Annotated in this window: 15 protein-coding genes; 3 read left to right on the top strand and 12 right to left on the bottom strand. The window is 58.1% G+C overall.

The genetic code is table 11. From position 1 onward, the window contains the following. Window positions 1-108 precede the first annotated feature (108 nt). The 9 genes from J4D97_RS09615 to J4D97_RS09575 all read right to left on the bottom strand — a co-directional run bounded on the left by J4D97_RS09615 (window position 109) and on the right by J4D97_RS09575 (window position 14,814). Window positions 109-2,310 (bottom strand): GH92 family glycosyl hydrolase, encoded by a 2,202-nt coding sequence (locus J4D97_RS09615; protein ID WP_208307389.1) that lies wholly within the window; start codon window positions 2,308-2,310, stop codon window positions 109-111. A gap of 83 nt (window positions 2,311-2,393) precedes the next feature. Continuing rightward, window positions 2,394-3,557 carry a glycoside hydrolase family 76 protein gene (locus tag J4D97_RS09610; RefSeq protein WP_208307388.1) on the bottom strand — a complete coding sequence of 388 codons (1,164 nt, stop codon included), beginning with the start codon at window positions 3,555-3,557 and terminating at the stop codon, window positions 2,394-2,396. A gap of 109 nt (window positions 3,558-3,666) precedes the next feature. Further along, window positions 3,667-4,806 carry a SusE domain-containing protein gene (locus J4D97_RS09605; RefSeq protein ID WP_185283925.1) on the bottom strand — a complete coding sequence of 380 codons (1,140 nt, stop codon included), beginning with the start codon at window positions 4,804-4,806 and terminating at the stop codon, window positions 3,667-3,669. Window positions 4,807-4,923: 117 nt separating this feature from the next. Then, window positions 4,924-6,531: a RagB/SusD family nutrient uptake outer membrane protein gene (locus J4D97_RS09600; protein ID WP_185283924.1), complete on the bottom strand. Its 1,608-nt coding sequence runs from the start codon at window positions 6,529-6,531 to the stop codon at window positions 4,924-4,926. An 18-nt stretch (window positions 6,532-6,549) separates the two neighbouring features. After that, on the bottom strand, window positions 6,550-9,999 hold the full coding sequence (locus J4D97_RS09595) for a TonB-dependent receptor (protein ID WP_208307386.1): 3,450 nt from the start codon (window positions 9,997-9,999) through the stop codon (window positions 6,550-6,552). Between the two features lie 98 nt (window positions 10,000-10,097). Beyond that, window positions 10,098-11,162 carry a FecR family protein gene (locus tag J4D97_RS09590; protein WP_208307385.1) on the bottom strand — a complete coding sequence of 355 codons (1,065 nt, stop codon included), beginning with the start codon at window positions 11,160-11,162 and terminating at the stop codon, window positions 10,098-10,100. Between the two features lie 117 nt (window positions 11,163-11,279). Further along, the gene (locus J4D97_RS09585) at window positions 11,280-11,885 is read right to left on the bottom strand and encodes an RNA polymerase sigma-70 factor (protein ID WP_185283921.1); all 606 of its coding nucleotides are present in this window, start codon (window positions 11,883-11,885) and stop codon (window positions 11,280-11,282) included. A 99-nt stretch (window positions 11,886-11,984) separates the two neighbouring features. Beyond that, a complete protein-coding gene (locus J4D97_RS09580) occupies window positions 11,985-14,180 on the bottom strand; it encodes a xanthine dehydrogenase family protein molybdopterin-binding subunit (RefSeq protein ID WP_208307384.1) in 2,196 nt (731 codons plus the stop codon). A gap of 154 nt (window positions 14,181-14,334) precedes the next feature. Next, on the bottom strand, window positions 14,335-14,814 hold the full coding sequence (locus J4D97_RS09575; RefSeq protein ID WP_208307383.1) for a (2Fe-2S)-binding protein: 480 nt from the start codon (window positions 14,812-14,814) through the stop codon (window positions 14,335-14,337). A gap of 142 nt (window positions 14,815-14,956) precedes the next feature. Between J4D97_RS09575 and J4D97_RS09570 the strand changes: the two genes are divergently transcribed. Beyond that, window positions 14,957-15,469, top strand: coding sequence for a vitamin K epoxide reductase family protein (locus J4D97_RS09570; protein WP_185283918.1), 513 nt, complete (start codon window positions 14,957-14,959; stop codon window positions 15,467-15,469). 67 nt (window positions 15,470-15,536) lie between these two features. On the opposite strand, the gene J4D97_RS09565 is transcribed toward J4D97_RS09570, so the two are convergent. The 3 genes from J4D97_RS09565 to J4D97_RS09555 all read right to left on the bottom strand — a co-directional run bounded on the left by J4D97_RS09565 (window position 15,537) and on the right by J4D97_RS09555 (window position 20,886). After that, window positions 15,537-16,796: a TCR/Tet family MFS transporter gene (locus J4D97_RS09565; RefSeq protein WP_208307382.1), complete on the bottom strand. Its 1,260-nt coding sequence runs from the start codon at window positions 16,794-16,796 to the stop codon at window positions 15,537-15,539. Between the two features lie 75 nt (window positions 16,797-16,871). After that, a complete protein-coding gene (locus J4D97_RS09560) occupies window positions 16,872-20,312 on the bottom strand; it encodes a UvrD-helicase domain-containing protein (RefSeq protein WP_208307381.1) in 3,441 nt (1,146 codons plus the stop codon). A gap of 148 nt (window positions 20,313-20,460) precedes the next feature. Beyond that, a complete protein-coding gene (locus tag J4D97_RS09555) occupies window positions 20,461-20,886 on the bottom strand; it encodes an acyl-CoA thioesterase (RefSeq protein WP_208307380.1) in 426 nt (141 codons plus the stop codon). Between the two features lie 205 nt (window positions 20,887-21,091). On the opposite strand from J4D97_RS09555, the gene J4D97_RS09550 reads away from it, so the two are divergent. Beyond that, on the top strand, window positions 21,092-21,286 hold the full coding sequence (locus J4D97_RS09550; RefSeq protein ID WP_185283914.1) for a cold-shock protein: 195 nt from the start codon (window positions 21,092-21,094) through the stop codon (window positions 21,284-21,286). A gap of 497 nt (window positions 21,287-21,783) precedes the next feature. Beyond that, complete coding sequence (locus J4D97_RS09545) at window positions 21,784-23,736, top strand: DEAD/DEAH box helicase (RefSeq protein WP_208307379.1); 1,953 nt, start codon at window positions 21,784-21,786, stop codon at window positions 23,734-23,736. Window positions 23,737-23,876: the final 140 nt, after the last annotated feature.

Here is a 23,876-nt window from a genome sequence, read left to right as displayed (position 1 = left end):
TAGGGTAAGGTGCGGGACAGATGGAAGCTAGAGTTAGAAAGCTAGACTAACTCCCTTCCTTTTTTAAGGAGGGGAATTCTAGCCTAGTCTAGCTTTAGCTATAGTTGATTATTGTGTAATAACCGCTACTTCGCCGCCGTCGCGGAATAGCGCAAAAGGTACAAAATACCCTTGGTTGGCAGTCCCGTTCACCTGAATGCTGCGCAGGTTGCGGCCCGTGCCGGTGTGCTTCACCGTCAGGGTTTTACCGCCGGGCATGTGCCATTGCACCTCATCAAACACCGGCACGCTCACGATGTAGCGCGCATCGGCCGCCGAGAAGGGGTAGAGGCCCGTGGAGCTGAACACATACCAGGCCGACATCTCGCCGGCGTCGTCCATGCCGGAGTAGCCCAGTTGGTTTTTACCCATGCCGTAGAAGCGCTCCATAATCTCGTCGAGGCGGCGTTGCGACTTCTCGGGTTTGTCGATAAAGTAATAGGAGAAAGGCGTTTCGTGGTCGGGCTGGTTGCCGTGGCAGTACTGCCCAATGAAGCCCGATACGTTGCGCGCAATGTAGCTGGGGTTCCAAGGCACCGTAAACAGCGAATCCAGTTTGGCCTCGAAAGCCCGCGGGCCGCCGTATAGGGCCACCAAACCCGGCATATCGTGGGGGGCGAAAAACGACACCTGCCAGGCATTGGCTTCGCGGTACATGTACTCGTAGTAGGGATACTCTGGGTTGAAGTTCTTCACCCACTGCCCGTTGGCCAAGCGGCCGCGCATGAAATTGGTACCGGAGTCGAAGACGTTGCGGTAATTCTTCGAGCGCGCCATGAGGGTGCGGTAGTTGGCGGTATCTTTCAGAATTTTTGCCAACTGAGCCACGGCGTAGTCGTCGAAAGCGTATTCCAACGTTTTCGACACGCCGGCTTTGCCCTTGGTTTCCACCTGGGGGTTAGGCGCTTCTTCGGTAGCGATGTAGCCTTTCTTGATGTACTCCTGAATGTGAGGGCGCGTGCCGCCCTCTACGTTGGCGTTGCGCAGGAGCAGGCGGTACACGTCCTGCACATCAAAATTGGTGAGGCCGCGCTGATAGGCGCCCGCAATAAAGGCCGCGCCATGGTCGCCGTGAAAGAAGGTAGGGATGAAGCCGGTCTTCTTGCCCACATCGTGCAACGACTTAATGACATCCGTAGTGGCCTCGGGCGCGAGCATGCTCATCAGCACGTCCTTGTTGCGGTAGGTGTCCCACAACGACGGCTCGGTGTAGTAGTTGAAGTCGGCTTTCACCACGTTGCCTTTCGTGTCGCGGTACTCGCCGTTCAGGTCGCTGCGCAGGGCCGGCCACAAGAAGGAGCGGTACAGGCAGCTGTAGAACATTTCCTTCTGTTTGGGCGTACCGCCCTTCACGTCTACCCGCGCCAGCATAGTTTCCCAGGTGTTGGCGGCGGCTTGGTGCACCTGCTCAAACGAGCGGCTACCAATCTCCTGCGCCAGGTTTTGCTTGGCATTTTCGATGCTCACGAACGAGATGCCGACGCGCAGCTCCACCGGTTTTTTGCCGCCATCGGGCAAGTGTAGCACGGCCAGGCCATCCTTTGTGCCCGGTCCGCGCACATCCAGGTTTTGGATATTCTCGCTGAGCATTCCGTAGAAAAACACCGTTTGCCGGCCGGTTTCCTGAAAACCCTGCACCGCCGCGTCGCCTACCTTTTCCATAGCCCAGTTCGAAACCCGCTCGTTGGACTGTGCCAGCTTGAACACGATGCTGCGGTTGTCCTTCTGCGCAAACCGGTACCGGTGAAAACCGGCCCGCAGGGTAGAAGTCAGCTCCACCTGCACGCCGTAGTCCTGCAACGTCACGCCGTAGTAGCCCGGCGACGCCGATTCGGTTTTCTTATCGAAGCGGGAAGAATAGTCGCCCTTCGCATTGGCCGCACCCGTGACGGGTAGCACCGGCAGGTGGCACAGGTTCCAGTGGCCTTTATTGGTGTGCGCAAATGCCACAATCACCGAGTCCTCGTAGTCGTAGCCCGCGCCGGTATGAAACTCTGTGATGGGGCTCAGCTGCACCATGGCATTGGGTAGGGAACTGCCCGGAAACACCAACCCGGCCCACGCGCCGCGCCAGTCTGGGGGCGTGGTGTAGCCCATGTCTTTGGGGTCGTTCAGCGGCCCCGTCCCCATAAAGGGGTTGGCGTATTGCAGGTGGCTGCCCAGCTTCTCACTACGTCCGCCGTTGGCAGTGCCGGTGGGCGGGGTGGTTTTGGTGCAGGAGAAGACGGCCAGCGCAGAAAGAAGAAGGCAATAGCTAGGTCGTTTCAGCATGAGTTTGGGGGTAATAATAACCCTGACAGGGGCTTGAAATCCTGTCAGGGTTAAGAGTTTTACAATTAAGGAGACGAACTCCTTTACAGCACGTTGCGGGCCTGCAAATCGGCCAGCGCTTCTAGCATCATCACGCCGCTCATTTCAGTAGAGCCGTCCACGGTGGTACCGGGTAGGGTAGTCCAGTTAGTGTTGAAGATATATTGCGGCCGGCGCGTGCCTTTGGAATAGAGGCTTTCGCCGTTGAACTTCAGGAAAGACACGTAGTTGGCCCGGTTGGTGGCACTCACGGCCGGCTCGGTAGCCAAAATCGTGAGGTAGCGCACCAAAACACCTTTGAACAAGCCACCGTCGCCGCCACCTTCATCCTTCATAATACCACCCGGCGAGAGCTGGGTGTTGTTGAGCACGTAGGCGGCCGTGCGGTTGGCATCATCGAGGTAGGAGGTTTGCTGGGTGGCGCGGTACAGCGCCACACCTGCCCCTATGAAAGTGCCCTGGTTGTAGGTGAAAAGCCAGTTCTTGTCAATCTGGTTGTTGTTCTCCCGGTTCACACCATCCCACACTTCCCCATTGGCAGGATCTACCAGGGTGGCTTTCTGCCAGGCATAAATCTTTTTAGCCCACTCCAGGTCATCGGGGTTGCGGTCAAGCATGTAGAGGCGGGCGGCCAGAATGGCGGCGGGAGCGTTGGCGGGCGTGTTTTTGTAGCTGCGCTGCGTTTTTTTCCACGCAATGCCACCGCCCTGCTGCTCGTTCCAGCCCAGCTTAATGTCGTTCCAGAGCAGGATAGCAATGTTTTTGTACTCCGCTTCCCTGGTCACCTCGTAGGCGCGCAGGCAAGCCAGCGCATGCCACTCCATGTCGTCGTAAAACTCGTTGAGGTAGGTGTTGCCGTTTTTGGCTTTCGCCCCCTGTATCAACTGCCGCATACGGGTAAGGTAGTCGGCGCTGCTGGTGCGCTGAAAGCCGTCGATCAGTATATCGAGGCCGTGCGCTTGCCACCAGTAGTTGAAATTGTTTTGGCCGGCGTTGTTTTGCCGATAGTAGTTGTCGTTGGCGACGTAGAAGTTCTGCTGCAACGCGGCCTGCGCCGAGTCGGCGCGGGCCGACCAGTTGGCTGTGGCCACCACGGGCGGGACGGTGGGTGGGGCCACGTAATCGTCTACGGGGTCTTTACAGGCGGTCAGTAACAGGCCCAGCAGGGCGCAGCTACCCAGGCGGGAATGCCAAGAAGTCAAGATCATATCGTTCAGTTGCTTAGGAGAAGTGAATTTTGAGCGAGCAGATGGCGAGAAGGTCTATCAGCTATGCCGCTTGTCGCACGTCTCACCGTCTACTCGCTCAACATCCGCATTAGCGCACGGTAATCTGGTGCGTGTAGGGGCCGTCGGGCTGCATGCGCACGGTCACGTCCACGCTCTTCATGTCGGCCTCCGTCTGGAACTTGTAGGTGTAGTCGTACGACGCGGCCGTTACGGGTATCAGGTAATAATAAGCAGCTGGTGTGCTAGCGGTGGCGCGCTGGTTGTCGGAGTTGGTGCTGCCGTAGAACTGTTGGGTGGTAGCGCCGGCCGCGTTTTTCTCTGTGAACCGGAATTTGTAGCGCTCATCCCGGCCCCAGCTTTCCTGGAAGAACTCGATGGGCGTATTCTCCACTTTCCACACACCTTTACCCACGTAGGGCAACTCTACCAGTATTTTGCTTTGAGGCGCGAACCACAGACCTACCGACTCGATTTCGGTGAGGGTAGCGGCGGCATTGTTGAAATCCAGACGGATACGGTACACTTTGGGCGTGGTGGTGGGGCTGGTGCCCTGGTCGCCTTCTACTAGCTTGTTGCCGTCGATGGCGTAGGTAGTGGGTGTGCCGCTGGTTTGGTCAATCAGCTTCACGTCGCCGGCGCTCAGGCGGGAATACAGTTCAAACACACCAGCCGAGATGCTCTTGAACTGGATGGCCTGGCTCATGTTGGCGCCAGCCTCCGTGCCCGAGCCCGTAAGGTAGAGCGCCGGGGGTAGGGCAGAGAAGCCCGCGGGCCGCTCCAGCGTCATCGTCCGCGTCTCGGTGCCTTTCTGCACGTTCAGGCCTTTCGAGGCATTCACCGTCCAGATCAGCTTGCCTTGCTGCTGCGACTTGATACCGGCAATGTCGGCAATGCGGTTCAGGTCGCCGTGGCTGAGCACCAGTCTGGTGTCCAGACCATTGGTGCCCGACGCAATGCTGTACACGGGCTTCGAGAAGTCGCCGCCTTCCTTGTCAAACACCAACTCGTAGAGCACCACCGTGCCGTCGGCGGCGCGAGCCTGGCCCCACTCAAAGGTCACGGCCGCGTTGGAAGGTGGGTCGAGGCGTATGAAGGCGTTGTTCACGGGCGAAATCAAGTTCGATACCGGCGTAATGGTCTCGTCCAGCGCGTTATCGTCGTCGTTACAGGCCGAGAGGATGCCGGTCAGGAAAAGGAAGAAAAGAAGCAGTATGGGATGGGTTTTCATTATGAGTAGTTGTTGATTGTTCGTTGTTTATTTCTTGATAAGAACGTCATGCTGCTCGGAATAACGTCCTAAATAGAGCAGCATGATGTTCTATCCTAATCACTTCGTCATTTGGGCCTACCAGCCTGGGTTTTGCTCCAGGTTGCCGTTGATGTCCCGCTCGCGTTGAGGAATGGGCCAGAGGTAATGGCGGGCCGGATCGAAGGTGCGCTGGTCTACGCGGATATAGCCGTTGTCCACGTTCGGGTCGCCGGCTTTGATGCCGTGGGCGAAGCCGTTGAGTACGGTTTCGGCCGTGCGCCAGCGGCGGAGGTCGAAGATGCGCAGGCCTTCCATCGCCAGTTCCACGCGCCGCTCACGGCGGATGGTAGCTTGCAAGCTAGCTTTGTCGCCGCCGGGGAAGGTGAGGGCCGCGGCATCGGTGAAGCCCGCCCGGCGCCGCAGCGCCCCGATGGTGTTGTCCCAGTCGGCAGCCGTGAACTGACCCAGCTCGTTCTTCGCCTCCGCGTGCATCAGCAGCACGTCGGCGTAGCGAATCAGGATCAGGTTCAGGCCCGAGTTCAGGTTGGCGTCAGACGTGGGGTCGAAGTATTTCGAGGAGTAGTAGCCGGTCGGGCTGGCGTCCTGGCGGTCTATAGAGTTGTCGCCGGTACCGGGGAAAGTGCGGATAACGATGGTCGAGTTATCGGGGCGACGCCACGTGTAGCCGTCATACACCAGCGTAGCCATGAAGCGCGGGTCGCGGCCCTGGTAGGGCGTGGCCTCGTTGTAGCCCGAGCCGGCTTCGTTGATGGTCTTGCCGTTGGCCATCAGGTAGCTATTCACTAGCTCCTGGGTAGGGGCAATAGACGTCACCAGCTTGCCCTCAGTACGCGGAATAAATTGCCGCTGTACCGAGTGCGTGCGCGTGGGGAAGGCATACTGCAAATCCAGCATGTCCTCGTTGTTGTTCTCATTGCTCGGCGCAAATATGCCCATGTAGCTCGGGAACAACGTGTAGGTACCCATCGAGCCGCTCATCAGCTGCGTCGTGATGGCCACTACATCGGCCCAACGGTCGCCTTCGTACAGCAGCACACGGGCTTTCAGGGCCATAGCGCCGCCCTTCGTGAAGCGGCCTTTATCCTCGGCTCCATAAGCCGTGTTCACGGGTAGAACGGCGGCGGCGGCATCCAGCTCTTTCAACACAAAATCTAGCACCTCGGGGCGGGGCGTGCGGGTCACGCTGTTGGCCTCAGACACGCTCAGCTCGGTGGTGATGAGGGGCACGGCGCCGTACCAGGTCATCAACTGAAAATAGTGGAACGCCCGGATGGCCTGCGCCTCCGCAATGTAGCGGGCCTTCAGGCCTGCGTCGAGCGACGTAATCTTGTCGATGTTCGTCAGCAGGCGGTTGCAGGCGCGAATGCCGCCGTAGTGGTAGCCCCACTCGTTGGTGATGCGCGCCTGGTTAGTGCCGTAAGCGCCCTCGGCCACGTTGCGCACGTTGGAGCCGTCTACATCGCTCTTGTTATAGGCGTTGTCGGAGAGGGCTTCGTTGAAGAAGAAGTACTCGCTCGGGTAGAGGCCGGCGTAGCAAGAGTTGAGCACGTTGGCTGCGTCGCTGGGCTGCGTCCAGAACGTGGCGTCGGTGGGGCGGTCGGTAGGGGGTAGGTCCAGGTCCTGGCAGGCGGCAAAGCTCAGTCCAAGGCCCAGCAAAAAACTATAGCGAAATATGCGATTCATGGTCATACTGTTGGATCGTTAGAAAGAAACCGTGAGGCCCAGCGTGGTCACGCGTACGCTGGGGTACACGCGGCCGCTGCTGCCTACACCACCGCCCAGGCCCACGCTCTCGCTGAACTCCGAGATTTCGGGGTCGAAGCCGATGTCACGCAAGTGCGTGATGGTGAACAAGTCCTGGCCCGATACAAACACACGCAGCTGCTGAATACCTGCTTTGGAGGTAAGAGCTGCGGGTAGGGTGTAGCCCAACTGCACGTTTTTGAGGCGAGCGTAGGCTCCGTTGCGCAGCCAGTAGTTGGAGCCCTGGTTGTTGTTGGTAGAGGCTGTGCCCACGGTCAAGCGAGGGTAGGAGGCATCGGTGTTGGTAGGCGTCCACCGGTCGAGGTGCTGCTTGTACACGTTCTCCCAGTTGTTGTGGAACGCTTCCACACCCTCACCACGGATGTACAGATTACGACGGCCTACCCCTTGCACAAACACCACCAGGTCGAAGCCCTTGTAGGTGGCCGTGTAGTTCGCGCCAAACGTCAGGCGCGGAAATGGATTGCCCAGCACGTAGCGGTCATCCTGGTTGATCACGCCGTCGCCGTTGCGGTCCACGTAGCGGATGTCGCCGGGGCGCAGGCTACCAGGCGTCACAAAGGCTGGCTTGGGGCCATTGGCAATTTCTTCCGTGTTCTGGTAAAACCCGTCGGTGCGGTAGCCGAAGTAGGAGTTGATGGGGTAGCCCTCGCGGATGATGTTGGTGGCGTCGCCACCCCGGATGGTTTCCACGCCCTTCGTGTCCCGTACCAGGTTGCGGGTATCGGCTGCGTTCAGCGTCAGGGTCTGGTTGAAACCGCGGGCGGTATTCAGGCGGTAGGTCGCCGATACTTCCCAGCCCTGGTTCTGCACGCTAGCCGCGTTCTGGGTAGGGGCACCAGCCCCAAAAGCTCCGGCCACGGGCAGGTCAATCAGAATGTCGTTGGTACGCTTGTCGAAGTAGTCAAAGCTAACCGACAGGGCATTCTGTAGAAAGGCCACGTCTACCCCCACGTTGCCCATGGTAGCCGTTTCCCAGGTGATGTCGCGGTTAGCAGTGTTGAAATTGACGCCGGCTACCGGCTGGTTGCCGAATGCATACGCGCCCGGTGCCGTGCTAATCGTGCTCAAGTAGCGGTACAGACCAATGTTTTGGTTGCCGAGTTGCCCGATAGAGCCACGCACTTTCAAGTCGCTAAACATGGGTTGCAGGAAGTCCAGGAAGTTTTCTTCCAGGGGCCGCCAGCCTACCGACACCGACGGGAAGAAGCCCCAACGCTTGTCGCTGGCAAAGCGCGACGAGCCATCGTAGCGGAAGCTACCCTCGATGAGGTATTTGCCGGCAAAAGCATAGTTCAAGCGCCCAAATACCGAGTTCAGCGCCCACTGCTCGTTGTTGCCGTAGGTGCCGTTGGGGTGGAAGCCGCCACTGGGGTCCGAAATGCCGGTGTAGGTGGTGCCGTTGCTAATCACCCCGAAGTCGTTGCCGGGGATGTTGATAACAGCAATACCAGATCGGTCATCGTTGAAATGCTCACTGGAATAGCCTACCAATGCCTTCACATCGTGCTTGTCGGCAAACAGGTGCTCGTAATTAAGAGTAGTCTGGTAGTTGGTGAGCAGGGTACGCTGCGTGCGATTCGTAACGGCGTTGTTGCCGTCGCCACCAGAAGTAGGCGAGCCGTCGGGGGTCACGTACTGCAAGCTGCGCCGAAACTCGTCCATGCGGTAGTTCCACAGGTCGCCGCCCACTAGGCCACGTAGTTTCAGGCCTTTGATGATTTCGTACTCCGCATTCAGGTTTGCGTAGCCGTTGTCGTCGGCAAAAGTGCGCTGGCCGCCATTGCGCAAGCGGTTCACGGGGTTAGCAGTAGAGGTAGGGGCCGTCAAATAGTTGCCAGCCGAATCTTGCACGGGGTAGATAACGGGAATGCGCACGGCGTCGCCAATAATCCAGTCGGTGCCGTAGGCGTGCTCTTTTCTGTTCACGCGGGCATAGGCCAGAATAGCGCCTACCGACAGCTTATCCGTCACCTGCGTATTCAGGTTCAGGCGGGCGTTCAGGCGCTTATAACCGTAGTTGTCGCCCACAAACAGGCTGTTTTGGTCCACGTAGCCCAGCGACACCAAGTAGCGTGTCTTGCCTGAGCCACCGCTCAGACTCAGGTTGTGGTTTTGCTGCAACGCCTGCTTTTTCAGCACTGCGTCCAGATACCACTCATTATCACCCCTGGCAACCTGTTCGCGGATCTGCTGAGGCGAGAACTGCGGGGATTGGCCCGAGTTGATCAGGGCCTCGTTCTTGAGCTGCATAAACTCCAGGCCCGTTACCGGCCGGCGCAGGAAGGTAGGCGTCTGCAAGCCCACGAGGGTATTGTAGGTCACCACGGGCTTTTGGTTGAGGGCGCCTTTCTTGGTGGTCACCAGCAACACGCCATTAGCACCCCGCGAACCGTAGATGGCCGCCGAGGCAGCGTCTTTCAGCACCGTAACGCTCTCAATATCGTTGGGGTTTAGGGAGTTAAGTGAGCCAGCAATACCGTCCACAATGATCAGCGGTGAGGAGTTGCCCAGCGTGCCTACCCCCCGGATGTTGATGTTGAGGCCCGCGCCTGGCTCGGCGCTGCTCTGCTGGATGGTCAGGTTGGGCGCAGTGCCCTGCAACGCCTGCGACACGTTGGTTACCGGTCGGTTTTCCAGCGCCTTTGCCGATACCGTGTTCAAGGCACCGGTCACCTCCGCCTTCTGCTGGGTGCCGTAGCCTACCACCACTACCTCTTCCAGCGCTTTCACGTCCTCGCGGAGCGTGATGGTGAGGTTGCTGCCGGCATCGGCCACGGCTACTTCCTGGCGCACATAGCCTACAAAGCTGAAGGTGAGGGTGCTACCCTCGGGGGCTTGCAGCGAGAAGTTGCCTTCTGCGTCGGTGCTGGTGCCGGTAGTAGTACCCTTCACCACCACCGAAACGCCCGGCAGCCCGGCCCCGTTGGCATCTACCACGCGCCCCGATACGGGCGGTGCTTTAGACGCGGAAACGTTTGCACGGGCATTGCCTACGTTGGAATCGATTGCAGATGTGGGCTTAGAAAGCACGCGCAATACCACGCGGTCCTCATCCACATCATACTGAATTTTGAGGGGAGCCAGCAGCTCGTCGAGCACCGCAGACAGGGGCTCGTCCTGCACGCGTAAGCTCACTTTGCGCTCGGCTTTTACCAATTGTTGGCTATACACAAAGCGCACGTTGTAGTGTCGCGCAATCTGGCTTAGGGTAGCCTTAATGGTTTGCGCTTCAACTTTCAGCGTGATTTTTTTCTCGAGCACCGCCTGCATAGGCTGCGAATGGGCAATTGCCCGGCCGGGCAGTCCGCCGCCCAGCACTGCCAGCAACAGCAGCACGCGTAAGCAATACCCGACCAATGGTGGAAGGTGTACAGAATTTTTCATAGGAATAGTGAAAATGGGTAGGTAGGTGGGGGTTAGCGGTGAGGGTAAGGGAGCATGTGTTGGAAAAAAATGAAAGTGAAAACGTACTAGACAAAGTGCTAGCTGGCCGGTGCTAGCTGGCAGCCGTTGCTGTGGAGTAGAATCTGTGCATCAGAAATAGAGTAGCTGGCACCCAATGACTTGCATAGCAAATTGAGCTTGCCAAACAGGGGCTCGTTGTAGAACGTGATGCTCACCGTGCAGTGCGCTAGGGTGGCCCGGTCGTACACAATATCAACGCCGTAGGCTTTTTCCAGGGCAGCGAGAACTTCCGCCACCGGGCGCTCTTCAAACTCGAAGGGCTGCGGCACCAGCACGGCCGGTTGCGACACTAACTCCTTCGTAAATTGCCGTTTGGCCGCGGAGTATACCGCCTGCTGATTGGGTAGCAACAGTACACCCGCTGCGGCCGGGCGCTTGGGCGTAGCCGACAAATCGGCATCTGCACGGGTTTGCACGGCCACCTTGCCCTCGCGCACCGACACCGATGCCTGCGCCGCATTGTGATAGGCTTTCACCCGAAAGCTGGTGCCTAATACTGTGGTTACCACCTGGTTGGTGAACACCAGAAAGGGCCGCTGGGGATTTTTGCTAACTTGAAAATAGGCTTCGCCTACCAAGTGTACCTCCCGCCGGGCACCGGCCAACGCAACGAGGTAGCGCAGGCTGCTACCAGGATGTAGCGTAACGCGGCTATTATCGGGTAGGCGCACGGCCAGAGGATGTTGCGAAGTGTTGGTTTGCTTCGTCCAGCCATTGGTTACGGTCACGGCAATGGGAGCTTCAGGAGCCCAGGTGCGGCGCACGGCGGGCCAGAGTAGGGCCAATGCTACGGCAACCAGCACCAGGGCCGCGGCTATGCGCAGGGTAGGGGCCTGCCACCAAGCGGCGGGGTGCCGCACCACTTTTGCCTCGGCGGCCACCGGAATGTTCTGGGTAGCTAATCGATGCCAGATGGCGTCTTCCACTGCTTCCTGGTTCTGTCCGGGCAACTGCATCCCCTCCGATTCTTCCAGGCGGTCGTACCACTGCTCCACTGCTACCCGTTCCTGGGGCGTGCAGAGGCCATCGAGGTAGCGTTGTAGTAGCAGTTGAAATTCGGCTTCCGTCACGGTTTCGGGCAAGAGTAGAGTAGTGCTTCTATCTACTAAGTCAACGAACTGCTGGGTACCCCTAAAATAAGGTTGTGTTTTTTTGAAAAATAACAGTGAATAATCAATAAGTGTTTATAATACAGTGATTTAAATTTTAGTAAACCAAACTAATAAGGGCCAGGTAACCAGCAAAAAATCCTGTAAGTAGCCGCGCAGCAGCTTCAGCGACTTGGTGATGTGGTACTCGATGGCCTTCTCCGATAGATGCAGGCGGCCGGAAATTTCGGGTACCGTGTGGTGCTCCAGGCGACTCAACCGAAACACCTCACGCGACTTTTCAGGTAGGCGGTCGAGGCTGGCTTTCAGGGCAGTGTTTAGGTCTTGTTGCGCCAACTGCTCCTCGGTGTTATGGGTTGCGTCTGACTGTGCTATGCGGCAGTACAGCGCGTACCCATCCCGCACCCGTTGCGACTTCACATAATTGATAATACGGTAGCGCAGGGCCGAGAACAGGTAGGATTCCAGATGCTGAATATGCCCCTCGGCGCGCTTGGTCCAAAGGGTGGCAAATAGGTCCTGCACCAGCTCCTCGGCCACCTCCCTACTCTTAAGCTTGCGGTAGGCCATCGTGAACAGCCGGTAGCAGTAGCGCTTATACACTTCCTCAAACGCACCTTCATTGCCCGTCTGCACTGCATCGAGCAAGGCAGTATCCGGCCAGAGAGAGTATTGCAGAAGGCCAGAACGATTCATAAGCAACTGAATGAAAAAATCGGGACTTATAAGTGAAGGTACATTTTTATATTCGTTTATGGAAGAAAACGACAAGTCAATGCTCGTTAAGCGAGAAAGTTACGCTTCACGTGTCAGTTTTTCGGGGCGTAGGGGCAATTCACGCACGCGTTTGCCGGTGGCGCGATACACGGCATTGGCCAATGCTGCGGCTGTGGGGCCCTGCGCGGCCTCGCCCGCTCCCAGCGGCGGCTCGGTGGGCCGGTCGATTACCGTCACATCCACGTACGGAATCTCGTCGAAGTGAAAGATGGGGTAGGCCTCCCAGTGCCGGCTGCGCACTTGGTACCGGTCAAACTTCACTTCCTCCATCAGCGCCCAACTAGCAGACTGAATCATGCCACCTTCCGTCTGGTTTTTCAGCCCATCGAGGTTGATGACTTCGCCAGCATCAATCACGGCCCATAGCTGTGGGCGGTAGGGCGTGCCCTCCTCGTGAATGCTGACTTTGGCCACCACCGCCACGTAGGCCGCTTTGTTTTTGTATTGTGCAAAAGCGAAGCCCAGTCCCTCGTTTTCGCCTACCTGCTGCTGGTGGGCAATAGCGCGGGCACGCTCTACCACGGCAATGGCCCGCTTGTCCTGCAAGTTGCGCAACCGGAAGTCCCAGGCGTCAAGGCCGGCCTTCTCGGCCAGCTCATCCATGAACGACTCAATAGCAAACACATTGCCGTAGGCCCCCAAGGCGCGCAGGGCCGATACGCGCAGCGGCCCCTGGAAGAAATACGCGTCCACGCGCAGATTGGGGATGGTATAGAGCGGGTCGGCGTTGCGGTAGCCGCCCGCGCTGGGGTCGGTGGCTCCATTGTCTGCGGGGCGACGCGGCTGGGCCAGGTACTGGGCAGGTAACAACTTATCGGCATTGCCGCCAGGGCGGCTGCTGTGCGTGTCGATCCAGACCTGCTGGTGCCAGTGCGTGAGGCGGCCGGTGGCGGGGTCGAGGCGGGCCGCAAGGTCCAGCACCATGGCTGAGCCGTAGGGCTCCCAGCAGTGCTCATCCTCGCGGGCCCACTGCACGCGCACGTGGCGGCCAGGCGTGGCCACGGCCAGCAGAGCCGCGTCGGCGGCCACATCGTCGGCGCCGTTATGGCCGTAGCAGCCCGAGCCGGGCACGCCTTTCACGTGAATAGTATCGACTGGCATTTTCAGCAGGTCGGCCAGCGCTTCGCGCAGAGGGTACACGCCCTGACTGTGCGTCCATACCTCCAGGCGACGCTGGGTGTCGTCGTAGCGGGCCACGGCGCAACTCGGCCCAATGGAGCCGTGCATGAGATAGGGCTTGTAGTAGCTGGCGCGCAGGGTAGGGGCGTTGGTGGGCGTGCCCTTGTCCTGCACGCGCTTGGGCGTGTTGGGTAGGGTGCGCAGATAATCTTTCAGGGGTTGCCCGGCCGGCAGCACCTTCCCCTCGGTCCAGCGGACGTGCAGCTTGCCCCAATCCTGCGCTAGCTTGGCGTCGTACTCGCGCTCGGCCAGCAGGCCCACAAAGCTGCCGTTTACCACGGCCTTGGCCAAACCCGGCACGGCGCGCTTCAGCTCTTTCTCATCAAACTGCACCAACTTGGAGTCGTAGTTGAACGGCCGCAGCACGCGGGCATGTAGCATCCCCGGAAAGCGTAGATCCTGCACGTAGTATTCCTGGGCGCGCACCATGCGCTCTATTTCCGGGCGCGGCACGGCTTTGCCTACGTATTGGTATTCGGCTTTGGGCTTGAGGGCCACGGGTAGGCGCACTTCGTCGGTGAGCTGCTGGCCGCCAAGGAGCTGGGCGAAGGTGCGCGTCTGGCCGTTGGGCGCCGTCACCACGCCGTTTTGCGTTTTCAGCTGAAATGCCCGTGCCTGCAACTGGGTAGCGGCCAGCGCCAACAGCTTCTGGCGGGCGGCAGCAGCGGCGTAGCGCACAGCCGTGGCGCTGTTTTCAATGGAACCGCTGCCAGCGGTGTATCCTTCGTTGGGCGTGCGGTCGGTTTCGGCCAGCACTACATCCACACGATTCAGGGGTATATTCAGCTCCTCGGCCGCCATCTGGGCCACGGCTATCCGAATACCTTGGCCTAACTCAATCTTACCCGTAAGCACGCGCACACGGCCATCGGCCAGAACCTCCAGCCAGGAATCGATGCGGGGGTAGTCGCCAAGGCTGCCAGGTAGCTCGTCGGCGGCTTCAGTAGCGGCCTTTGCCCATGTAGGGCCAAGCAGGGAAAAACCAATGGTGAGGCAGCCAGTGGTTTGGAGGAAGTGACGGCGGGAGGTAGGCATAGTAGGGTAGGGTACAACTATTTAGAAGAGCGTCATACTGAGTTTGTCGAAGCATCTCTACCACTTCGCTGTGTTCAGTGAAAAGTTACTCACAGTAGAGATGCTTCGACAAGCTCAGTATGACTCGCTCCTTTTTCGCTGTGCTACTTTAACATCAAGACTTTTTATTGGCCGCCACTACCTTCTGCGCGGCCCGGATGGCGCGGTGCTGCACGCAGCAGCGGCACAGCACGCGCATCATGCCGTTGCGGATGGTTTCTTCGTCGGCGTGCGGGTACTGTTGCAAGGTAGCCACCGTCGACATCACCATGCCATTGAGGCAGAAGCCGCACTGCACGGCCTGCTCGTCTACGAAGGCCTGCTGCACGGGGTGCAGAGTGCCGTCGGGGCGGGCCAGGCCTTCGAGGGTAGTGATGCGGATACCGCCCGTTACGTCGTGCACGGGGAGCTGGCAGCTGGGCCAGGCCACGTCGTCGAGCATCACCATGCAGGCGCCGCACTGCATCAATCCGCAGCCAAACTTGGGGCCGTTTAGTTGCAGTTGGTCGCGCAGTACATAGAGCAGCGGCGTGGCCGGATCGATGCGCACCACGTGCTGCTGGCCGTTGACGAGAAGGGTAATATCAGCTTCCATAAACTAAAGAAGGGTGTATAGAAGAATACTCCAAAACAGGCCGAAAAGATACTGCCGGCCCAGCGCTATGTAGTAAGCTGAGGCTTAACCAAAGCCCTCCCGACGCGTACTGTGAATAGAACGTTTTACTTAGCTTTTCCTTATGAATCCTACCCAACTAAGCCACGAATTGCGCAACGGCCAGAGCCCCGATCTGAAGCGCCGCCGCTGGATCATTGGTCTGTCGCTGGTGACGGTGGCCGCCGGCCAGATTGTGACCCTATACCAGACCGGCATCATCAAGCACCTGCCCGATCCGCCCCTGGATATCTTCGATTCCGATAAAGTAGACGCCTCCGACTACGGCTACAAGCGCCTCGACACGCCCGATGCCGCTCCCATGATGATAACCGGCGCCCTCACGGCTACTCTGGCCGCCGCCGGGGGCATGGAGCGGGCCACTACTACGCCGTGGCTACCCGTAGCAATGGGCGTGAAAACAGTGGTAGATGTGGTAACTAACCTTTCCTTAGCGCGGGAAGAATGGAAAGAAAATAAAGCCCTGTGCTTCTACTGCCAAGCTTCATCGGTGGCAGCGATGGCGGCATTGGCGCTGGCAATGCCAGAAGCGGTAAAGGCCGCGAAGAATTTGTTTGGCGGTAAGAAAACAGCGTAAAGCTGCTGCTTGTCAGGCGCTATAAAGCCCGCGGAGCCAATGGCTTCGCGGGCTTTGTTTCTTATTTCTAATGCCCTATGACTGTCTCAGGCGCTGGCTCATGGGTAGGCTGCACGTAAGTCGCCAGTGAGCGGGCGGCCAATAGTACGCTGATCAACACCAGGAAAGCCCCAGCCAAAAAGGGTGCCCCCGCAAACTGTACCGGCGCCTTCGGACTAGTGAAGTAATAGAAGAGATTGGTCATGAAGGGCGGCCCTACAATGGCGGTAGCGCTGATCAGGCTGGTAAGGCCGCCTTGCAGTTCGCCCTGTTGGTTACCCGGCACCTGACCCGAGATAATGCCCTGCAAGGCGGGTCCGGCAATACCGCCCATACAATACGGCACCATGGCGGCGAACAGCATCCAGGTTTTAGCCGCAAAAGCAAACAGCACGAAGCCCACCAGGTAGAGCGAGAAGCCTACATACACGGAGCGCTTGTTGCCCAATCGGGGATTCACCACCCGAATAAGGCCACCCTGCACAATAGCCGTGAGCAACCCAATGAATCCCAATGAATAGCCTACCCAGGCCTCGTTCCATTTGAACTTCAGCATAGTATAATAAGGCCAGGTACTTTGGGTAGCGTGGCTGGCGATGTACAGAAAAATCAGGGAGCCTACCAGCCCAGCAATGACGGGGTAGCGCTTGAGGCTGAGGAGAGAACCGACAGGATTGGCCCGGCGTAGCTCGAAGGGTCGGCGTTGGTCGAGGGGTAGGGATTCGGGCAGGATGAAGTAGCCGTAGAGCCAGTTCAGCAACGACAAGGCCGCAGCCGTCAGAAAAGGGATACGGGCGCCAAATTGGCCCAACGCCCCGCCAATGGTAGGGCCCAGAATGAAGCCTACCCCAAACGCGGCGCCCACCAGACCAAAGTTCTGCGCCCGTTTCTCGGGTGTGCTGATGTCGGCAATGTAGGCCGAGGCCGTGGTGAAACTGGCCCCCGTGATGCCCGAAATAATGCGCCCTACAAACAGCCACGTAATGCTGGGCGCGAAGGCCAGAAACAGGTAGTCGAGCCCGAAGCCGAGCAACGAGAACAGCAGCACTGGCCGCCGCCCATAGCGGTCGGAGAGGTTGCCCAGCACCGGCGCAAACAGGAACTGCATGCCCGAGTAAGCAAACGTCATCCAGCCGCCAATGCGGGCCGCGTCGCTTAGGGTGCCGTGACTCAGTTGCTCAATCAGCTTCGGCATGACAGGGATGATGATGCCAATGCCCACTACATCGAGCAGCAGCGTCACGAAGATAAAGCCCAGCGCAGCTGGGCGATGAGTAGAAGCAGCCATAACAACGGAGAGGAGAGTGCGCCGCGAAGGTAGGCAAAGTGGCCGGCCGCGTAGAATTCGGCCGGCCACAGCGCGCTAAAATGTCACTATTTCCTGCGTATCGAAGTAGTATAACACGCACTGCACATCGGTGAAGCCCAACTGCCGGAACAGGTCTGCGTAGCGAGCCAGCTGGTGGCGGTGGCGCGGCTCGGGCGGCGGCACTTTAAAGTCAAGCAGCGTCACGCGGTTGGGCTGGGCTGCGTCGAACACCACCCGGTCGGGCTTGTATTCCTGGCGCCGGGTGCCACCTACCAGAATCTCGCGCTCCGTTTCGGGCTGCACCGCCGCGCTGAAATAATGCGCCAGATGCGGATGCTCTACCACTTGGTGCATTTTCTGTAGCAGCTCTGGCCGCTCTTTGGTGCTGATAAGCCCCTCGGCCACCAGCTGGCCTGCCACGCGGTCTACATCGGTGGCGTACAGCGTGCGGCGTAGGGCGTAGTGCAGCTTGCGGTTCCACTCCTGCTGCACCTGTTGGGCATCAAAGTCGAAAACCGTATTGGCGTGTCGGCGCAGGCGCAAGCGTTCTTCCCAGGGCGTACTGCTGAGGTTGGTGAGTTGCCAGTTACCCATTGAGTGCTGCGCGGTATTCGCTACCGGCCTATTAGCGGAAAGTTGTTTGGTGTGAGCTGGTAGCTCATCATCCACGACGGACAACTTATTTACTGCCAGTGAATAACGAAGTTGCTCGGCGTCGTACTCGCCCTGCGCCATGAGGTAGCGGTGCAGCAGTTCGGCCACGTTTTTGGCGGATTCGGTGAGTTCGATTTCCGGATCTTCCGCTTTACTACCGGCTTTCTTTTTAGGCTGGCGACTGATGAGGTAGAGGCGATGCTTCGGGCGTGTGAGGGCCACGTACAGCATATTCAGTCCTTCGAGAAAAGTTTTTTCCAGCTCCTCGGCGTACTGTCCGGCCAGGGCCGTGCGCTGCAAGGCCTGCACCTGGGGCACCACGGCCACAGGGGGCATCTCGGCCATGGGTTTGGCCTCGTCGGGTAGGCGGCCCCAGAGCAGGGTGTTGCGATGAGGCGTCAGGCTCCAATCGGCGAAGGGCACAATCACTACCCCATAAGCCAAGCCCTTGGCCTTGTGCACAGTAGTGATGGTAATGGCATCGCGCCCGGCCGGCGCGTTGATGCTCAGCGCGCTTTTTTTCTGCTGCCAGTAGGCTAGGAAGTTGTTGAGGTTGTTGCCGTGGCGCAGGCTGAACTCCAGTGTCAAGTCCAGGAAACGGAACAGGTATTCGCTTTCCCCCTCGCGTCCCAGTAGGCCAAACGTGCCAATCAGGCGTTCTGTCAACTCGTAGAGACCCAGGTTGCCGGTTTCGCGCTCCTGCAAGTCAAAGCCCAGAGCCCGCAGCTCGTCGAAAAAGGGTAGGGCATCCGGTACGTTGGCTACCTCGGCAATGTGTCGGGCACGGACCGGAGTAGGCGCCAAACCACGCACCACCTTGTCTACCAGCAACAACGCTTCCGCTTTTGCCAGCGTGTCGGCCGGCTGGTTCAGCACGCGGTACACCGCCACCAGCAAGTTCACCACCTCCGCAAATTCCAGGGACAGCGAGTCGGCGGAAATAATGTCGTAACCACGCTCTTTTAAGAACTTCGCTACCCGGCGACTCTGGTCACGGCGGCGACACAACACGGCTACATCCTGCTGCCGGAAGCCCTGTTGCAGGGCTTCTTCTACGAGTTGCAGCGTGAGGTAGAGCGTGCTTTCGTCATAGCTCAGCAGTTGCTCGGGTAGGGTAGGGTGAGGGGCATCGTCGTGGGTTAAAAGGAGTTCGACGATAGCCTCACCCCCTTCGTTTTCCGCGGACTGAGAGGCTGGCAACCGATGCGGCGCCTCCTGCCGAAAATCCTCATCATAAATACTTTGTACCAGCGGCAGCTGCGGATGCGTGTTGCTGATATGCCCAAAAAAATCATTGTTAAAAGAAATGATTTCCGGAGCCGAACGGTAGTTGGTATTTAGGTTTCTTGCCTGCAATGCCCCGTCTAGCGTGTAGTAACGGCCTTGCAGCAGGTCGCGCAGCTCTTCGTCGGCCACACGGCTATAGAGGTGCTCCGTTTCGTTTTTGTAAAGGCGCAGAATCTGCTCCATCTCGCCGCCCCGCCAGCGGTAAATGGCCTGTTTCGCGTCGCCCACAGCCAGGGAAAGATTACCGTTGGCCACAGCGTTTTCTACCAGCGGCAGCAGGTTATTCCACTGCAATACAGAGGTGTCCTGAAACTCATCGATCAGCAGGTGCTGATACCGTTCGCCCAGGCGCTCGTACAAAAACGGCACCGGCTCGCGCAGCACAATATTGGCAATGCGCCGGTTGAACTCGGCAATCAAGACCACATTTCGCTCCCGGCTGAGCTGGTCCACGGCCTTGTTCAGCTCACTCAATAGTGATACGTGGAAGATATAAGGCAGCATACCCAGCACCAGCAGATAGTCGGGTAGGAGGCGGGCGCGCAAGTCCTCCAACTCTTGGTAGGCTGCCGTAAGGTCGGGTTTTGCGGCATCCACACGCTGCTTGTCGGCGGCGGTTTTCACTTTGCCGCTGTACCATTTGTCCTGCTCTACGGTCGCCCGCACGTAGCTGTTAGCTTCTTTGTCGGGTAGGAGGCGTTCTTCCCAACGCGTCACATAGCCAATAATGCCGCTCTTTCCTTGGTAGAGGTCCGCTTCCGTTACGCCGGCGGCATCCAGCGCCGCCAGCGCCCGCACACTCACCGCCCGAAACTCTTGCTCAATTTCCTCCCGCCGCTTGCGTAGGTTTTCGTGCAGGCGACGGTAGTCCTGCAACGAGAGCTGCTGCAACTGCGCCACGGCCTCATGCACCGGCTCGGAGAGCAGGAATTGCCCAAACTGCACCAGCTCCTCGGGTAGGGTATTCCAACTCCGGCCTTCTTCGGCTTTGCTCAGGGCATAGTCGGCCAGAGAACGGGCCAATAGCTTGCTGTTAGGGTCGCGGTTCACTTTGTCCAGTAGCAAGGCCACGGCGCTTTGTAGTACGGCCTCGCCGTCCAGCTCTACCTCGAAGGCCGCGGGCAACCCCAACTCCCGTGTAAAGGCTTGCACTATACGCTGCACAAACGAGTCGATGGTGCTCACCGCGAAATCGGCGTAGTGATAGAGCACCAACCGGAACGTGGCTGCTGCCCGCCGCCGCAGCTCCTGTTGTTGCTCCTGGGGCGTGTCGGCGCGGCGCGGCAGTTTGCCTTCCACGGCCAGCTCGGTAGCTATATCGCGCAGCAGCGTGTCTTCTTTGCCGCTGTCGTTGGGGTAGGCGAAGCGCCGCAAGGCCCCAATAATACGCTCCTTCATCTCGCCCGCCGCATCGTTGGTGAAGGTGATGGCCAGAATGCTTTTGAAGTACGCCGCGTCTTCGGCACCGAGCGCCAGCTTTAAATATTCTTTGGTAAGCTGGTAGGTTTTGCCAGAACCGGCAGAAGAAGAGTAGATGCGGAAGGTGGCGGGCATTGAGAAAAGTAAACGGACAGTCTACAAAAGTAACGGAGAAGCAAGCGAAACAGCGCCTACCCTCGCAACCGCTGATTTTCTAGCTGCTAAAAGCATACAGAAAAGTATTCCCTAACCTATACTAATACCCGGAGCGCTATTCATTTTCCTACCCCACCGGCTCCCACAGCCGCCGCTCCACCTCTGCCTCTATCCGCTTCGGGCGTTGCGTCTGCGGGTCCAGCAGCACCCACTGCGTTTCGGCTTCGCAGAGCAGCACGCCATCCACGGCCCGCTCGATGCGAACAAAACGCTGGCACTGCGCCCCGCGGATTTCACCAATCCAGGTGGTGCAGCGTAGTTTGTCGTGGAGCAGGGCGGGACGGTGGTAACGTATATGATGCTCCCGTACTACCCATATATAATGCTCCCGCTCGCCCACGGGGAAGGCGGCCAGCCAGTGTGCAGTGGCCGTATCCTGCACCCAGCGCACGTATTCTACGTTGTTGGCGTGGTGTAGCTCGTCTATGGCTGAGGCGGGTACTACAATCTCATGGGTGAAGTGGAAGGCAGGGTGGTTGTGGGGGGTAGGCATATTAAGTAGGTACAAATACAACGCAAGTAGGGAAAAACCCGTAAATGATGCTGTTGATAGCTGAAGTCCGCCGAATGGTGTATATTTGGCTCAACTTAAGAGGATGTGACTTTGTTAGCCTGCCAGATGCCTAGAGTTTCAGCAGTTTTCAGTAGCTGCATTTGCTTAAAGAGACTCTTTTTTTAACCCCGTAGTAAGTAGTACAATGGCAACCGGAACCGTAAAATTCTTCAATGACGCCAAAGGCTTTGGCTTCATCAAAAATGACGAAAATGGTCAAGACATTTTCGTTCACATCAGCGACCTGCTGGTAAATGAAATCCGTGAAAACGACAAGGTACAATACGAAGTAGCGCAAGGCAAAAAAGGCCCGAACGCTGTGAAAGTTCAGCTCCTCTAAGAGCTAGCTTACTTTGCACGAGTTTGAAAAGCACGCCCCAGGGCGTGCTTTTTTTTGTCTTAACCACGGATTCGCTCGGATTTTTCGGATGACACAGATTTTGTAGGTAATAAAAACGGTTGTCATCCTGCGCTTGCGAAGGATCTTATCACGTTAGAACAACTGACGTGACAACGACTCGTTCATGCATTACAAGGTCCTTCGCTCCACTCAGGATGACATAAACCTATTGACATAACCTTACCTCCGTCCATAAAATCCGCGTAGTCCGAAAAATTCGAGTAACTCCGTGGTTTAAGTAATATTTTTCCTTACCTTTGCACCCGCATTGAGAACGGCCCGGTTCCGCGCAGCTTGCGTGGCCCTTAGCTATTAGATTGGCCGCCTGTATCTTCCGTAGTTGCTTCCGTCACTTGTCGTTGTTGTGAGAGTGGGAGAGGAGCGTCGCTGAATTCGCTGTTTTCAGAGCTATTGTCTCCACTCCATCACTATCAGACATGGAAAAAGTTAAATTTGAAGAGCTTTCGCTCTCCGAGGAAATGCAGCGTGCCATTACGGAAGTAGGCTACGAAGAAGCATCTCCTATCCAAACAGCTGCCATTCCGGTACTGCTTGAAGGCAAAGACGTAATTGGCCAGGCCCAGACGGGTACCGGCAAAACGGCTGCCTTCGCCATCCCCGCCATCGAAAAAGTAGATACCGACTCGCGTGAGGTACAGGCCCTGGTGCTGTGCCCTACCCGCGAACTGGCCGTACAGGTTTCGGGCGAAATTCAGAAACTAGGTAAGTACAAGCGTGGTCTGGCCGTAGTGCCGATTTACGGCGGCTCCAGCTACGACCGGCAGTTCCGCGCCCTGGAGCGCGGTGTGCAGATTGTAATTGGTACGCCTGGTCGCGTAATGGACCACTTGGAGCGTGGCACGCTCAAGCTTGATCATTGCAAGATGATCATTCTGGACGAGGCCGACGAAATGCTGGACATGGGCTTCCGCGACGACATCGAGACGGTGCTGAAGAAAATGCCTGAGGAGCGCCAGACGGTGTTTTTCTCGGCTACCATGAGCAAGCCCATCATGGACTTGACCAAGCGCTACCAGCGCGACCCGCAAATCGTGAAGGTCAACCATCAGGAGATGACCGTTACGAACATCGAGCAGAGCTACTACGAGGTGCGCGGCCCCCAGAAAAAGGATGTGCTGACCCGCTTGGTAGACATGTACAACCTGAAGTCGACCATCGTTTTCGCTAACACGAAGCGCATGGTAGACGACATCGTGGCTGATTTGCAGGCCAAAGGCTACTTCGCCGACGGTTTGCACGGCGACATGAGCCAGCAGCAGCGCCAGAACACGCTCGATAAATTCCGCAAAGGCACGCTGGAAATCCTGGTGGCTACCGACGTAGCCGCCCGCGGTATCGACGTAGACAACGTGGAAGCCGTAGTGAACTACGACCTGCCCGCCGACGAGGAATACTATGTGCACCGCATCGGCCGTACGGGCCGCGCTGGCAAGTCGGGTCGCGCCTTCACCTTTGTGAGTGGCCGCGACATCTACAAGCTGCGCGACATTATGCGCTTCACCAAGGCTACCATCAAGCAGGAGCGCGTACCTTCATTCGAGGATGTGTCGGAGGTGAAAACCACCCTCATGTTGGAGTCGATTAAGGAAGTGGTGGAGAAGGGCAATCTCGACAAGTACATTGCCCGCGTGCAGCGTCTGATTGACCAGGATAGCGAAGAAGGCATTACGTCGCTAGACATTGCCGCTGCCCTGCTCAAAATGACGATGAAGGAGGACAAGCGCGCGCAGGAAAGCCTCGATGCTACCCGCGCCCACGGTGCGCCACGCGCTGGCTACACGCGTTTGTTCGTAACGATGGGTAAGAAGGACCGCATTCACCCACGCGACATCGTAGACCTGATTGCCGAGAATACTTCCCTTACCGCTGGTAAGGTAGGCGACATCTCGCTCTACGATAAGTTCAGCTTTGTAGAAGTGCCTTCCGAATTTACGGAAGAAGTGACCGGTGCTCTAGGTCGTACCAACATCAACGGCCGGCCAGTATCCTTCAACGTGGCTACGCCGCGTCAGGAAGGTGATGCCCAGCAGGAAGGTGGCCGCGGCGGTTTCGGCGGCGGCGACCGTCCACGTCGCACGGGCGGCTACGGTGGTGGTGGCGACCGTCGTGACGGTGCCTTTGGCAACCGCAGCTACGGCAACAACCGCGGCGGTGGTAGCTATGGCGGCGACCGGCGCGAAGGCGGTAGCAGCTATGGTGGCAACCGCGGAGGTAGTAGCTACGGCGGCAACCGCGAAGGCGGCGGCTACAAAGGCAACCGCGATGGTGGTGGCAGCAGCTACGGTGGCAACCGGGGTGGTGGCAGCTACGGCGGCAACCGCGAAGGTGGCTACAAGCCACGCCGCGACAACCAGAGCTTCGACGAATAGCATCGCAGATATTGCAGATTGGTTGGCTTACACAGATTCAATCAATCTGCAACGCTGAGCTACTAATTAACCAATAAAAAAAGCCGCTGATACGTCAGCGGCTTTTTTGTTTCTGCGAGTAGAATAAATGCACACAAGAA

It is taken from the genome of Hymenobacter defluvii (genome assembly GCF_017589435.1).
GTDB lineage: Bacteria > Bacteroidota > Bacteroidia > Cytophagales > Hymenobacteraceae > Hymenobacter > Hymenobacter profundi.
The sequence above is the reverse complement of the archived record's forward strand: the minus strand, read 5'-3'. Positions and strand labels throughout refer to the sequence as shown.

Bases quoted from the DNA above. Each gene is read 5' to 3' on its own strand.
- J4D97_RS09575 (WP_208307383.1), bottom strand. From the start codon at position 14,814: ATGGAAGCTGATATTACCCTTCTCGTCAACGGCCAGCAGCACGTGGTG.
- J4D97_RS09570 (WP_185283918.1), top strand. From the start codon at position 14,957: ATGAATCCTACCCAACTAAGCCACGAATTGCGCAACGGCCAGAGCCCC.
- J4D97_RS09565 (WP_208307382.1), bottom strand. From the start codon at position 16,796: ATGGCTGCTTCTACTCATCGCCCAGCTGCGCTGGGCTTTATCTTCGTG.
- J4D97_RS09605 (WP_185283925.1), bottom strand. From the start codon at position 4,806: ATGAAAACCCATCCCATACTGCTTCTTTTCTTCCTTTTCCTGACCGGC.
- J4D97_RS09615 (WP_208307389.1), bottom strand. From the start codon at position 2,310: ATGCTGAAACGACCTAGCTATTGCCTTCTTCTTTCTGCGCTGGCCGTC.
- J4D97_RS09580 (WP_208307384.1), bottom strand. From the start codon at position 14,180: ATGCCTACCTCCCGCCGTCACTTCCTCCAAACCACTGGCTGCCTCACC.
- J4D97_RS09600 (WP_185283924.1), bottom strand. From the start codon at position 6,531: ATGAATCGCATATTTCGCTATAGTTTTTTGCTGGGCCTTGGACTGAGC.
- J4D97_RS09555 (WP_208307380.1), bottom strand. From the start codon at position 20,886: ATGCCTACCCCCCACAACCACCCTGCCTTCCACTTCACCCATGAGATT.
- J4D97_RS09550 (WP_185283914.1), top strand. From the start codon at position 21,092: ATGGCAACCGGAACCGTAAAATTCTTCAATGACGCCAAAGGCTTTGGC.
- J4D97_RS09595 (WP_208307386.1), bottom strand. From the start codon at position 9,999: ATGAAAAATTCTGTACACCTTCCACCATTGGTCGGGTATTGCTTACGC.
- J4D97_RS09585 (WP_185283921.1), bottom strand. From the start codon at position 11,885: ATGAATCGTTCTGGCCTTCTGCAATACTCTCTCTGGCCGGATACTGCC.
- J4D97_RS09545 (WP_208307379.1), top strand. From the start codon at position 21,784: ATGGAAAAAGTTAAATTTGAAGAGCTTTCGCTCTCCGAGGAAATGCAG.
- J4D97_RS09610 (WP_208307388.1), bottom strand. From the start codon at position 3,557: ATGATCTTGACTTCTTGGCATTCCCGCCTGGGTAGCTGCGCCCTGCTG.
- J4D97_RS09560 (WP_208307381.1), bottom strand. From the start codon at position 20,312: ATGCCCGCCACCTTCCGCATCTACTCTTCTTCTGCCGGTTCTGGCAAA.